Below are 12,153 nucleotides of genomic sequence, written 5' to 3' on the forward strand. Positions count from 1 at the left end.
CCTGTCAGCCGTCCACGGAAGCCTCCGAGAAGGCTTCTCGCAGCAGCCTTATCGAACGGACCCGGTCGGCGAAGTCTCTCGCCGGCGCGGTCAGAATGGCCTCCCCGATGCCGAAGCGTTCTTGAAGGCTCAACAGCTTCCGGCGGACGGTCTCTTTCGTTCCTGCGATAATGTTAGCATCCTTCACTTCGAATGTGTAGCGTTCGGCCGTCTGACGGCCGATCTCTTGCGCGTGCTGCAAGCTGGAGACGGTGATCGTGCGCCCGCTCTCCAAATGGATCTTGACCAGTTGAAAATCCGATGCGATCCGCCTCGCCGCTTCTTCCGTCTCCGCAACGACGACGGATACCGCGACGATGGGCTCGGGTGCGGCCGAACGGACGGGCCGGAATCGCTCCCGGTAAGCGCGAATCGCCTCTTCCGCAACGTCCTCGTCGCCGTTAATAAACAAGGCGAACACGTACGGAACTCCGAATTCGCCGGCCAGCTTGCCGCTCTCCGCCGTCGTTCCGAGCAGGTGCAGACCGGCCGGCTTCGGCACGACCGGATTCGCCCGCACGCCGTACAAGGGATGACTCTCTTCCAACCGGTTATGCAAATATTGATCCAGCTCGGCGAGCTTCTCGGCCAGCGGTCTCGGAGCGGCGCCTTCCCCTTGCAGCGCGCGGGTGGAATGCGGCAATCCGCCGGGCGCGCGGCCGATGCCGAGGTCGACGCGGCCGGGGGCGAGCGCCGCCAGAACGTTGAAGTTTTCCGCCACCTTGAACGGGCTGTAATGTTGAAGCATGACGCCGCCGGAACCGATCCGGATCGTCTCCGTCTTGGCGAGCAAATGGGCGATGAGCACTTCGGGCGAAGTGCCGACGACTTGCGAAGAATCGTGATGCTCGGACACCCAGAACCGATAATAGCCGAGCCGTTCGGCCCATCGGGCCAATTCGATCGTATGCGCCAGCGCTTCCGTGGGCGTCTCTCCCTCGAAAATCGGACTTTGGTCAAGCAAACTAAGCCTTAAGCTCATCGAACCGTCCTCCCGTGAACGTCGTCCTATTAATCTATGCAAATCGAATGGAAAGCAAAAGAGACCCCTCACCGCAGCTGGTACGATGAATGGGGCCTCCTGTTGTCGGGTGGGCCGGCCTTTGCAATATCATATAATTCCGATGGATTTATTATGAATAAACCTTGTATTCAAATTATCATAAATAGGTTGTTCATGTCAACGTCCGCGCGGATGCCGCTTGATTCCGGCTCTCCGCTAAGCGGCGGAACACGCCGATCGACACCGCCAGCCAGCAGCCGCTGATCAGATAGGCGCCCAAGACGTCGCTCGGATAATGAACGCCCAAGTAGATGCGGCTGAATCCGATCGCCGCGACGACAATGGCGACGGCCGCGATCAGCAGCGCTCTTCCCGTTCGGCTCGCGATGTGCCGCCAGAGCAAATAGGCCGTCGCGCCGTAAAGGCTGATCGCCGCCATCGAATGGCCGCTCGGGAAGCTGTAGCCGGCCACTTCGACCAAGCGGTGAAGCGACGGGCGTTCCCGTTCGAAAAGGTTTTTGAGGACGGAATTGAAAACGGTCGAGCCGACCAACGCGATAACGAACAGGATCAATTCCTTGCGGTGGCCCAGCGCGAAAAACAAAATCGCCATAATCGTAAGGGCGATGGCCGTAACCGGCTTCGTCGAACCGATCAACGAGACGGCTTCCATCGCCTTCGTGAGCGGCTCCGTCTCGGTTCCCTGGACGAGCCGAATGACGAAGCGGTCGAAGCCGGACAGGCTTCCGGTTTCTACGCCGTATGCGACCCAGGCGAAGCCGACGAGACAGACGAGGCTGACGCCGAACGCGCCGGCCAGCGCGGATAACCATCTCAATCGGATTCCCCCTTAAAGCGAACGGTAATTTGAATGATTTCCGAACGGCTCGCGAGACGGATGGGCGGCCCCCAGGTGCCGAAGCCGGACGAGACGAACGCATGCATTTGCCGTTTGCGCAAATACCCCCAGTCGAGCTCGAACAGCCTGGCCGTCACCCAATGGTTCGGAGCGAATTGGCCCCGGTGCGTATGGCCGGAGACCAGAATGTCGACGCCGGCGTCCGCCGCAAGATCGTATTGATACGGCTGATGGTCCATAACCACGATCGGCCGCTCCGGATCGAAGGAAGCCACCAGATCCCGGATCGGCTTGCGGCCCGCCGGGTCCATCGCTTCCGCCGTCTTATCCTTCCGTCCCGCGATCTGAACGCCGCCCGCGACGATTGCCGTCTCGTCGCGCAGCACCGGGATGCCGATGGCCCGCATCCGCTCGACGTACTCTTCAATATGGCCGCCGTAATATTCGTGGTTGCCGAGAACGGCAAAAATGCCCTGCCTCGCCTGCAGCCGGCCGAGCCGGTTCGCCATCCCGTTGCGGACGAACGGTTCGATGCTGTCGTCGATGACGTCTCCCGCCAGCAGGATCAAATCCGGCTCCCATCCGTTCACGAGCGGCACAAGCCGGTCCAGATGCCGGTTGCCGACCGTGTTGCCCAGATGGATGTCGGAGACGACCGTGATTTTGAGCGGCTCCGTCAGCTCCGTCTTTTTGTCCACCTTGATCTCGTAGGAGCGGACGACGGGACTCCAGGCATTATACGAGCCCCACGCCACGAGAGCGGCAAGCAGCGCGAGGACGGTCCAGCCGGCCGCCGGGACGAACGACGCCGTCATGCCGCCGCAAGCGTAGACGATGAGCGCCGCCAGGTCTGCCGCGAGCAGCAGGATGACGCTCCACTCGAACACCGCGAAATAGTAGGAACCGACGACTTTCAACAGCCTGCCCGCATAGGGCAGCTTCATTAGAAGCCGTCCGAAAACATAGGAGAAGGCGACCAGAAAGAATAGAATCCAATAGACGACGCGGGGAAAGGAGGGCCAGACGGATGATAGAAAGAGGTCTCCGTGCCATCCGACATAAGCGTTCAGCGCGGCGAATGCGAGCAGCATCGGCAGCATGCCGAGCCATAATCTTCTGTTCATAGCCCGAAGCCCCCTCGGAGTAATGGCAATCGCCACCTATTATATCATAACAAGAGGGGTCAATCGCTCCCGGTACAGCAGCTTCAAACGGTGCAGCGCACGCGTGCAGCCGACGTACAGCAGCTTGGCGTCTCCCGGTCCGTAGGCTTCTTCGTCCGCGTCCGGAATGAGCACGGCGTCGAACTCGAGCCCTTTGGACAAGTAGACGGGCACGACGGTCAGGCCGCCTCCGTAGGCTTGTTGATCGGCGGTCAGCAGCGCGGCGTCGAAGCCGCGCTCCCGCAGCTCGGCCTGAAGCCGCGCGCTCGCCTCCGCCGTCCGGCACAGCACCGCGATCGTGCCGAGCTCCTGGCGGCTTCGCCACGCCTTCAGCGTCTCCGCCACGGCGTCCGCCCGGCTGCGCTCCCCGAGCGCGGCCGTCTCGACCGGATCGCCGCTCCGGAACACCGGGCGGGCGGGCTTCACGCCGCCGTCGAGGCCGGCCAGTATGCGGTTGGCGAATTCGATGATTTCCATCGTGGACCGGTAGCTGCGGTCGAGCTCGTAATAAGCCGTCTCCTCTTCCCCGAACAGCTCCATAAGTTCCTCCCAGCGGCGAACGCCCGCGTAGTCGTGAATGCCTTGCTGGAGATCCCCGAGCACGGTCATGGACGGAACCCGCTGGCGCCGCATCAGGACGGCAAGCTGCAGCGGCGAGTAATCCTGCGCTTCGTCGATGACGATATGGTCGTACATCGGGGAGTCCGATCCGTACAGCCTCAAATGAATCAATACGAGCGCAGGAAGATCCTCCGCCTCCACCGTCAGCGGCTTCCGCTTGGATACGGTTTTGGGCAGCTGAAAATCGTCGGGAAAATGGCGCGCGTAAAACTCCGCCGCGGTTGGCGACGGCCATTTGGCCGAATACACTTTCCATTTGGCGGTTGCGCGCGACCGGACGGTCTTGTCGGCCCAACGGTGTTTGCCGAGCTGGATCTCCATCCATCGTTTCAGCCGATTCAGCACCCGTTCTCTCCGCTTCATGAGCGGATCGGTCTGCGGCTCCTCGCGGAACCAGGCTTCGATCCGCTCCGCGGCCAGCGTGAAGCCCGGCTCGGGACTGAACGGTTCATCCGGCACGAACTGCCGTTCCCAGCGGTCCAGCGCTTCGTTTAGCCGTTGCGCGAACGCCCGGCTTCCCTTCCGGCGTCCCGGCGCCTCCTCTCTCTCCCGCTCGATCGTCTTCCGTTCGAACCACCGCTCCAGCGCGGCGGCGGATTTGGCGACTTCCACGGTGCCGCCGAGAATGTCGAGCGCCCATTCCGCGAACGTCGTCTGCCGGATGTCGCCGACGCCCAGCTCGGGCAGAACGCCGGAGATGTAGTCCAGGAACATCCGGTTGGGCGCGAGAATCATCATGCGGTCGGCGCGTACCTTGTCCTTGTAGCGATAGAGCAAATAAGCGAGGCGGTGAAGCGCCACCGTCGTTTTGCCGCTTCCCGCCACGCCCTGGATAAACAACGCCTTGTTTTTGTCCGTCCGGATGATCGCGTCCTGCTCCTGCTGGATGGTAGACACGATGTCCCTGAGCTTGTTGTCCTTGCTCTCGCCAAGCCGGTGAAGCAGAAACTCGTCGGTAACGGCCGCTTCCCCTTCCTGGCCTTCCGTATAACTGTCCACGACTCTCTGCAGCGTGCTCTGACGCACGAGGAGGTTGCGTTTCAAGAAGACGGTTCCTTCGACCGTTCCTTCGGGAGAATCGTACCGAACGGACGGATCGCCTCCGGTGAAGGAATAGAACAGGCTGGCCACCGGGGCCCGCCAATCGATGACGAGCGGCTTGCTGGTAGACGCTTCGCCTACGCCCGCTTTGCCGATGTACAGCGGTACGGGACTCGCTTCGCCCGCCTCGCGAAAGTCCAGCCGCCCGAAGTAGGGCTCGCGCTCCGCCACTTCGAGCCGCTGCTTGCGTTCCTGGCGAAGATCGTCAAGCACTTGCTCGGTGTAATCTCTGCCCGTATACCGGGGACCGATTCCCGCTAGTTGCGACCGAATTTCGTTCAATACCCGATGGAGACGACTTTCCTCTTCCTTGAACTTCGCGTCCGGAGACATGCGCTGGATCCTCCTGATTTTACTAATTTTCACAATGCGACAGGCCAAATATTTTATCACATCCGATTTTCAATATCAATGACCGCGTCGCTATTCAAACCGGCCAAATCTGGTTACATTAATCATGTGGAGATTATACTACGATACATAGGAAGAGAGGTGTCCGAAATGGCGTACAAGCATATTCTGGTCGCATTCGACGGATCCAACCTGGCCAACAAAGCGCTGCAGCATGCCGCGAAGATCGCGGAAGCTTTCGGTTCCAAGCTGACGGTCGTTCACGCTTACGCGACGCCGATGCTCAACTCGGGCGATATGCTCATTACCGCGCCGCCGGAGTGGGCGCAAGAATACATCGACCATGCGGGCAAAGTGCTCGATTCGGCCAAAGCGCAAGTGCCGAACGGGGTGACGGCGGAATTCAAGACGGTCGAAGGCTACCCGGCGCAAGTCATTCTGGATACGGCGGAAGCTGTCGGAGCGGACCTCATCGTCATGGGAAGCCGCGGCCTGAGCGGCATCCGCGAATTCGTTCTTGGAAGCGTCAGCCACAATGTCGTTCAGCATACGAAAATTCCGGTTCTCGTCGTCAAATAAGCTCCTCGACCGCGCGAGAACTTAAGAAACGCAACAAAAAACCATCGGACGCTCCGCGCGGAGCGCATCCGACGGGTTTTTGTTGTCACGCTTCTTGTTCGTCCGAGGACGTCCGCTCTTGCCAGGCCGCTTCGGCGGCGTCGATCAGGCTGCCGAACAGCTCGTCGTTCCGGTCGAGCTCCTCTTCCACCGCCTCGATCTCCTTCTCGCTTCCCGATTCGTTCAGGAAAAACAGCGAATGGCTCCATTCGTTGCCGTCGTCGCTCTGCAAGGTCGCTTCATAAGGCTTCTTGTGGCCTTCGACCTCGAACTGCACGTGCGCGACATATCCGTTCGCGGCGTCGTGCGTCGTTCGGGCGCCGATAATGCGAAATTTCATGGGAACGATTCCTCCTGTGCGTTCTCTTCCAACAACTCCTATTCTATTATTCGGAAGCGCTCTTTTCAAAAGGTTGCAATTCTGAGTAATTTTTTATTTTATTTTCATCTAGCTTTTCTATTCGTGATACAGCGCTTTTTTGCCTCTTAGAGTTAAAATCTGGATGATTTCGATGTGATATAGTAGATTCACATCAAGAGATTCCAGGAGGAAGAAATCGCATGAACTTGAGCAAGTCTGTTATTCGTACGATCGGCGCCGCGATGGTCGCCCTGTCTGTCTTGTTCTCCGGCATCGCCGACTTCGCGCCTGCCAAGGCAAGCGCTGCCACTGTAACGACTTCCAGCACCGCCAGCAAAATTATCGCGAAAGCGAAGCAATATATGGGCAGACCGTACAAATTCGGAGCGAAGACCGGCAACACCAGCTCGTTCGATTGCTCTTCGTTGACCCAATACGTCTACGGCTTGTACGGTATTAAGCTTCCCCGCAAATCCGCCGACCAAGCGAAGGTCGGAAGATACGTATCGAAGTCCAATCTGAAGCCGGGCGATCTTGTCTTCTTCTACTCCCCGATTCACCACGTCGGCATTTACATCGGCGGCGGGAAGATCATCCACACGTACGGCAAGCCGGGCGTGACCATCTCCAGCATCAACTCCGGTTGGTGGAAAGACCACTACGCAACCGCCAGACGCGTTCTGTAAAAGCTGGCATTCTCAGCGCGCCGCAGCGATGCGGCGCGCTTCTTAGTCTTCGGCGACGCCGGTGGCGAACGGGTACAGCCTTCCTTCGATGGCGAACGATGCGCGGCCGGTTTCTTCCGATACGACGATGACGAGCGCGTCGCAACGCTCCGTCAATCCGAGCGCGGCGCGATGCCGCGTGCCCAGCTTGCGGCCGGAGCTGTCGCGGACGGACAAAGGAAGCACGCTGGCCGCGCTGACGATTTTGTTCATCCTCAAAATAACGGCGCCGTCATGGAGGGGCGTGCCGGGCACGAAGATCGATTCCAGCAGCGAATGGGTAATCGCGGCGTCGATGGCGATGCCCGGCGTGACGAGGTCCGTCGTCGTCTCGTTCCGCTCCACGACCATTAGAGCGCCGTGGCGCCGTTCGGACAAATGCCGCACCGACTTGGATATTTCGTCGACACTATCCGTGAAGGAAGACAAGTAGCATCTCAAGTAGAACGTGCCGGCGAGCAGTCCCGTCTCGCTGATCTCCTTGCGGATCAACTCGAATTCGCCGAGCATGCAATTATCCTCTTCGTCGAACGCGTCGATCGTTCGCTCGATAAAGCCTTGAAGCGCACGCAACCGCTCCTTCAACTCTTCCTTCAGCGGCGAGAAGTCGCAGTTCGTTTCCTCCACCCTCGATTGCACGCTCCTTGTCACCCCTTGCTTTCAGCTTCATTTTCGGCATAGATCAAATGATCCTTCACTTCGATACGCATCGGCAGCGTTTCGAACCTTCTTGGCGATCGCAAGCTTGCGTGACGTTTCGATCTTCTCTTTGATTTTGTCCTCGGCCCGTCTTTCCAATTCGTCCGCGGACGTCGCCGCTGGCAGCTCGTTAAAGTATGCGGTTCCATCCGATTAGCCTGCCGCCGCGGAGAGGCGCTCCAATCGATTCAGCAGATCCGTTCGCGAGAAGCCTTCCCCGATGAAGACGGCGACGTCCTGTACCGTTTTCTGCGGCGTGATGCGCATGAAGTCGCTCTCCCGGTAGGCGTACTGGAATAAAAAGCGGCTGGCGGTATCGGAGAACGACACGATCCCCTTCGCCCGGTAGACGCCCTCCGGCAACTCGCGAAGGAACGCTTCGAACGCTTCGCTGTCCAGCGGACGCGGAATGTAATAAGTCACGACGTTCACGTGGTCATGGTCGTGATGGTGCGCATGCGGGTTGCCGCGGTCGCTGGCCGCATCGCCGCGATGACCGCGATCGCCGTCCGCCGGCGACGGCAAGCTCCAGATCGACGACAAGTCCGCGTCGCACCGAATCGTCGGATGCAGTTCCGCTCGCGGATTCCAGCCGCGCAGCGCCTCCGTCAACTCCTGGAGCTCGGCTTCGCCGATCCGATCGATTTTGTTCAGCAGCAGCCAGGACGACACCCGGATTTGGTCTCTCATCAGCTTTAGCGTTTTGCCCGATCCGACTCGAACGCGATCGAGCAGATGGGCGGAATCCACAACCGTAATGACGCCGCGCAGCTCGACTTTCGCATACATCGAAACATCCGAGACGGCATCGACGATTTCCAGCGGCTGCGCCACCCCCGTCGACTCGACGAAGACGACGTCGGGCCGATGCCGGTTCACAAGGTTGAGCAGTTCCAGGCCGACATCCGCCTTGATCGTGCAGCAGATGCAGCCGCCGAGCATTTCCGCCATCGGAACCGAAGCGTCGACGGCCAACCCGTCCAGGTTGACTTCGCCTACCTCGTTCATCAGCACCGCCGGCCGCAGCCCCCTGTTCTTCGCTTCGGCGAGCAGGCGCTTCAGCAGCGTCGTTTTTCCGCTTCCCAGAAATCCCGATAAAATGTAGACGTCAACCGTTTTGTCCATTGCATTCTCTCTCCCGTCCAAACAAAACCTCCGCAGGCGAATCGCCTGCGGAGGCTGCCGAATTATCTTCGAAGCGAAGCGTAAGAGGCACGGATCGGCTCCGCGCACTCCGGCGCTTCCTTCGTCAGGTCGTTCACGTAACCTCCGACCGGGTACAGTTCCATCTCGGCCGCAGGCAGCTCCCGCACGTAATGGTACACGCTGCGGTATTCGACGTTCGCTTCGCTCAGCCACGCGTCGATTCCTTCCTCGTTCAGCATCGCGGGCATGCGGTCCGCATAGCCCTGAACGACGCTGTTCGGCTCGGTCGTGATCATCGTGAACGCCAGTACGTCCTCGCCGTCCACTCTCGGCCATACCTCGTAAAATCCCGGAATGCCGAACGTCCGGCGATCCCGGAAGACGAAGCGGAGCGGCTGGTGCACCTTGCCTTCCGACAGCCAGCCGTAGAAGCCGTTGCACGGAATGACGCACCGCTGCTTGTTTACCATCCGGCGGAAAATCGACCGGCTGGCAATCGTTCTCCCGTCCGCATTAAGCGCATCCTTGGACCAATACGGCACCAGCCCCCACCGCAGGCCGTCCATCATGCGCTGTTTCCCGTATTCGTAAATGACGGGCACCGTTTGCGTCGGAGAAATGTTGTATCTGGGCACGTACGTAACGAGAACCTGTCCGATCCGAAACTGCTCGACAAGTTCGTCAAGCCCGACCGTAAGGGAGAAGCGTTGACACATGGGAGAGCACCGCCTTTATAAGCTTGTCTCGTCCCAGTATCCGCAGGTCTTATAAATTTATACAACCATTCCTTAAACTTCCTGGGGATGACCCGCTGCCACCAGCTTAACGGCCGCCGCGTTCGCTTCCACCTGCGGAACATCCTTGCAGCCCGGAATGACGCACGTGACCGCCTGGTGCTTCAAGCACCAGGCAAGCGCCCAAGCCGCCATATCCACGCCATCCGGCACTTCCTCGCGCCGGATTCGTTCGACTTCTTCCAGCAGCCGGTTCTGTTCCGCGGCGTCCCTTCGCGAACGGACATCGCTTTTGCCGAAGACGGCGCCGGGGCGGTATTTACCGCTCAGGAAGCCGCTCGCCAGCGGCACCCTGGCCAGGACGCCCAACCCTTGCTTCTCGCACAAGGGGAACACTTCATCCTCCGGCGCCCGGTCCAGCCGGTTGTAGACGACTTGGATCGCCTCGGCGCGAACTTCGGACGCTTTCCCCGTCTGATAGACGTTCCGCTTACCGCAACCATCAGCATGCCTTCGCGCACGACCTCGTAGTCGACGTCGACGCCGACGATCTCGTTCGCGCCCATGCGCTGGGCTTGGTCCACCATCTCGCTGATGGCGATCTCGCGCGCTTCCTTCAGCTTGTTCTCGCAGGATCCGGACCGGCCCCCGACAACATCGGTAATCGATGCCAGAAAATCCCGAAAAATGTTGGCGCCCATGTTCGTCTCGCCATAGACCGCCGGCCGATCTCCAATCGGCTCTTCGCGGGATTAAGATAAGTAGCGGCTCGCGCCGTAACCGTTCAGAAATTTCTCCATCGCCTTCTCGCGCATCTCGTCGTCGAAGCCTTCGAGCTCTCCGAGCTGCGCAAATCTGTCGTCTTCCGGTCTTTCCGCCGCCGCGTACAGCAGCCACTGGGCCAAATCCTCGGCGGCGCGGTTCCGGTCGAACAACTGGTGGTAGAACAACGTGGCGCGTTCCAGATAGAGCTGGGCTTCGAACGGACTCAATTCCAGCGCGCGGTTAATCGAGCGGATGGCGTCGTCGTACAAGCCGAGCTCCGAATAGATCGTCGCCAGAAGATGATGGCCCTGATGATCGTCCGGCACCTTCCGCACGTAGTCGAGCGTCGCCGCAAGCGCCGATTCCGGATCGTCCAGCCGCCTGTGGATGAAGCACTGAAGCCAGAGCAGCCGGACGTTGCCCGGGTCGATGGCCAGACCGGAACGGCAATCCCGCAGCGCATCCTCCGGCCGCTGCAGCGCAATGCGGCAATGCGCCCTCCGCTCGAACAGATGCGGGTTGTCGGGCTCAAGACGGATGGCGCGGCCGTATTCCTCGTCGGCCAGCTCCCGGTTGCCCATGCCCCAATAAAGCTCGGCCATCGCATAGGCCGTCTTGCTCTCCTCGCGAAGCGATTCGTCCCGCTGCATCGCGCTTTGCAAATCCAGCATCGCGTCCTCGTAACGCTCCGCAGCAAAGCGCGCATAGCTGCGGCGCATATAGCCGTCCGCGGAGTCATCCAGCGCCAGCACGCGCGTATACGCCTCGTCCGCCTCTCCGAAGCGCCCGCGATCGATGGCAACCTCCGCTTTCTGCTTCCAGTTGAGCGGATCTTCCGGCTCCATCTCCGTCAGCTCGACGCTGGCGGCCCACGCTTCGTCCGCCATCTTCGCTTCCCGGAAGACATCCACCAGCCAATAGCGAACGACCGTATGCTCCGGATAAAGGCTCAACGCAGCCTTCAGCGTGGCGATCGCTTCCGGCCAGCGCGCTTGCTTGCGCAGCGTCGCGCATAGCTCCATGCTGACGGCGAGCCGCTCCGGCGTTCGCCGATGCAACGGCTCCAGGACGGCCGCGGACTCGTCCATGCGTCCCAGCTCGCGCAGAAGAGCTCCCCGGCGAAGGAGAAGATCGTCCGCTTCGGGATAGTCGGCCAGCCCTTTGTCGATCGCTTCGAGCGCCTCTTCGCGCCGGCCCGCCCGCTCCAGAAGCTGGGCTTCCTTCATGCGGAACCCGTATTCCGCGTCGATAATGCCCATCAACGTCCGAATGGCGGTCTCGGAATAAGGGATGCCCGAGCGAAGCCGCCTCTCGCCTTGGTCGGACTGTCGCTTCAGCAAGCTTTGGGAAGCGGCGGCGCGCTGCACCTCTTCCAGCGCTTCCGCCTCGCGGCCGGCGCCTTCAAGAGCCTCCGCAAGACGGAAACGATGCAAGGGCACGTCATGTCCGCTTGCCGCGATCGCCTGCCGGAACGCCTCGGCCGCTTCCTCGCAGCGCTCCATGCGCAAATAGATGCACCCCAGCTCGTAATACGAGGAAGACCGGCTGTCGCCGTCGCTTCGGGCGATCGCTTCACGCATTTGCCGGACCGCTTGGCCGAATTCCCCGAGGCTGCTGTAGCAGATCGCCCTCGTATACCAATAAATGGCCGGTGCCGGATCCAGACGCACCGCCTCGTTCAAATCCGCGATCGCTTCATGCACCTTGCCGATGTCGTTGTAAATAAACGCTCGGCGCGCGTAAGCTTCGGGAAGCCGGTACGCGGCCAGCACTCCCGACAACGACAGCAGCGCCCGGTCCGTAAAGCCGAGATCGTGAAGCAGTTCGGCGTAGGCCACCCGTTCCTGCGGATACATTCGGGCTTCGCCCAGTCGGCGGTACCAATCGAACGCACGGTCGAGGCGCCCTCTCTTGCGCATTCTGACCGCCATCCAGCGGGCCCACGTTGAGCGGATTCGCATGAAGTTC

11 protein-coding genes and 2 pseudogenes are annotated in these 12,153 nt (G+C 60.4%); 2 read left to right on the plus strand and 11 right to left on the minus strand.

All coding sequences use genetic code 11. From position 1 onward, the window contains the following. Window positions 1-4: 4 nt before the first annotated feature. From G485_RS0103745 to G485_RS0103760, 4 genes are all read right to left on the minus strand, one after another. Window positions 5-1,021, minus strand: a complete 1,017-nt coding sequence (locus G485_RS0103745; protein ID WP_027091441.1) for an LLM class flavin-dependent oxidoreductase — start codon at window positions 1,019-1,021, stop codon at window positions 5-7. 193 nt (window positions 1,022-1,214) lie between these two features. Then, complete coding sequence (locus G485_RS0103750) at window positions 1,215-1,880, minus strand: phosphatase PAP2 family protein (RefSeq protein WP_240489053.1); 666 nt, start codon at window positions 1,878-1,880, stop codon at window positions 1,215-1,217. Next, window positions 1,877-3,025: a metallophosphoesterase gene (locus tag G485_RS0103755; RefSeq protein WP_027091443.1), complete on the minus strand. Its 1,149-nt coding sequence runs from the start codon at window positions 3,023-3,025 to the stop codon at window positions 1,877-1,879. Before G485_RS0103755 ends, G485_RS0103750 begins: the two co-directional genes overlap by 4 nt. Window positions 3,026-3,064: 39 nt before the next feature. Further along, window positions 3,065-5,119: a HelD family protein gene (locus tag G485_RS0103760; protein WP_027091444.1), complete on the minus strand. Its 2,055-nt coding sequence runs from the start codon at window positions 5,117-5,119 to the stop codon at window positions 3,065-3,067. A 168-nt stretch (window positions 5,120-5,287) separates the two neighbouring features. Here G485_RS0103760 and G485_RS0103765 point away from each other — a divergent pair, with 168 nt between their 5' ends. Then, entirely contained in the window at window positions 5,288-5,716 is a 429-nt protein-coding gene (locus G485_RS0103765; RefSeq protein WP_027091445.1) for a universal stress protein, read from the plus strand. An 85-nt stretch (window positions 5,717-5,801) separates the two neighbouring features. Here the strand turns inward: G485_RS0103765 and G485_RS0103770 are convergent, their stop codons facing one another. Then, window positions 5,802-6,095 (minus strand): hypothetical protein, encoded by a 294-nt coding sequence (locus tag G485_RS0103770; RefSeq protein ID WP_027091446.1) that lies wholly within the window; start codon window positions 6,093-6,095, stop codon window positions 5,802-5,804. A gap of 221 nt (window positions 6,096-6,316) precedes the next feature. On the opposite strand from G485_RS0103770, the gene G485_RS0103775 reads away from it, so the two are divergent. Continuing rightward, entirely contained in the window at window positions 6,317-6,802 is a 486-nt protein-coding gene (locus tag G485_RS0103775; protein ID WP_027091447.1) for a C40 family peptidase, read from the plus strand. A 42-nt stretch (window positions 6,803-6,844) separates the two neighbouring features. Here the strand turns inward: G485_RS0103775 and cdaS are convergent, their stop codons facing one another. The 6 genes and pseudogenes from cdaS to G485_RS0103805 form a co-directional block, all read right to left on the minus strand. Continuing rightward, window positions 6,845-7,468 (minus strand): sporulation-specific diadenylate cyclase CdaS, encoded by a 624-nt coding sequence (gene cdaS / locus G485_RS0103780; protein WP_027091448.1) that lies wholly within the window; start codon window positions 7,466-7,468, stop codon window positions 6,845-6,847. A gap of 225 nt (window positions 7,469-7,693) precedes the next feature. Next, window positions 7,694-8,665 (minus strand): CobW family GTP-binding protein, encoded by a 972-nt coding sequence (locus G485_RS0103785; RefSeq protein ID WP_027091449.1) that lies wholly within the window; start codon window positions 8,663-8,665, stop codon window positions 7,694-7,696. A 62-nt stretch (window positions 8,666-8,727) separates the two neighbouring features. Continuing rightward, window positions 8,728-9,402, minus strand: a complete 675-nt coding sequence (locus tag G485_RS0103790) for an SOS response-associated peptidase (RefSeq protein WP_027091450.1) — start codon at window positions 9,400-9,402, stop codon at window positions 8,728-8,730. Window positions 9,403-9,474: 72 nt separating this feature from the next. Beyond that, window positions 9,475-9,906, minus strand: a pseudogene (locus G485_RS30330) (aldo/keto reductase); the annotation flags it as partial. Continuing rightward, window positions 9,897-10,157, minus strand: a pseudogene (locus G485_RS30770) (YbjQ family protein); the annotation flags it as partial. The pseudogenes G485_RS30330 and G485_RS30770, both read right to left, overlap by 10 nt. Window positions 10,158-10,172: 15 nt before the next feature. Beyond that, window positions 10,173-12,146 (minus strand): tetratricopeptide repeat protein, encoded by a 1,974-nt coding sequence (locus G485_RS0103805; RefSeq protein WP_027091452.1) that lies wholly within the window; start codon window positions 12,144-12,146, stop codon window positions 10,173-10,175. Between the last annotated feature and the right edge of the window lie 7 nt (window positions 12,147-12,153).

Origin of the sequence: Cohnella thermotolerans DSM 17683 (genome assembly GCF_000429825.1) — a bacterium.
Classification (GTDB): Bacteria; Bacillota; Bacilli; order Paenibacillales; family Paenibacillaceae; genus Cohnella; species Cohnella thermotolerans.

Bases quoted from the DNA above. Each gene is read 5' to 3' on its own strand.
- G485_RS0103745 (WP_027091441.1), bottom strand. From the start codon at position 1,021: ATGAGCTTAAGGCTTAGTTTGCTTGACCAAAGTCCGATTTTCGAGGGA.
- G485_RS0103755 (WP_027091443.1), bottom strand. From the start codon at position 3,025: ATGAACAGAAGATTATGGCTCGGCATGCTGCCGATGCTGCTCGCATTC.
- G485_RS0103760 (WP_027091444.1), bottom strand. From the start codon at position 5,119: ATGTCTCCGGACGCGAAGTTCAAGGAAGAGGAAAGTCGTCTCCATCGG.
- G485_RS0103765 (WP_027091445.1), top strand. From the start codon at position 5,288: ATGGCGTACAAGCATATTCTGGTCGCATTCGACGGATCCAACCTGGCC.
- G485_RS0103770 (WP_027091446.1), bottom strand. From the start codon at position 6,095: ATGAAATTTCGCATTATCGGCGCCCGAACGACGCACGACGCCGCGAAC.
- G485_RS0103775 (WP_027091447.1), top strand. From the start codon at position 6,317: ATGAACTTGAGCAAGTCTGTTATTCGTACGATCGGCGCCGCGATGGTC.
- G485_RS0103785 (WP_027091449.1), bottom strand. From the start codon at position 8,665: ATGGACAAAACGGTTGACGTCTACATTTTATCGGGATTTCTGGGAAGC.
- G485_RS0103790 (WP_027091450.1), bottom strand. From the start codon at position 9,402: ATGTGTCAACGCTTCTCCCTTACGGTCGGGCTTGACGAACTTGTCGAG.
- G485_RS0103805 (WP_027091452.1), bottom strand. From the start codon at position 12,146: ATGCGAATCCGCTCAACGTGGGCCCGCTGGATGGCGGTCAGAATGCGC.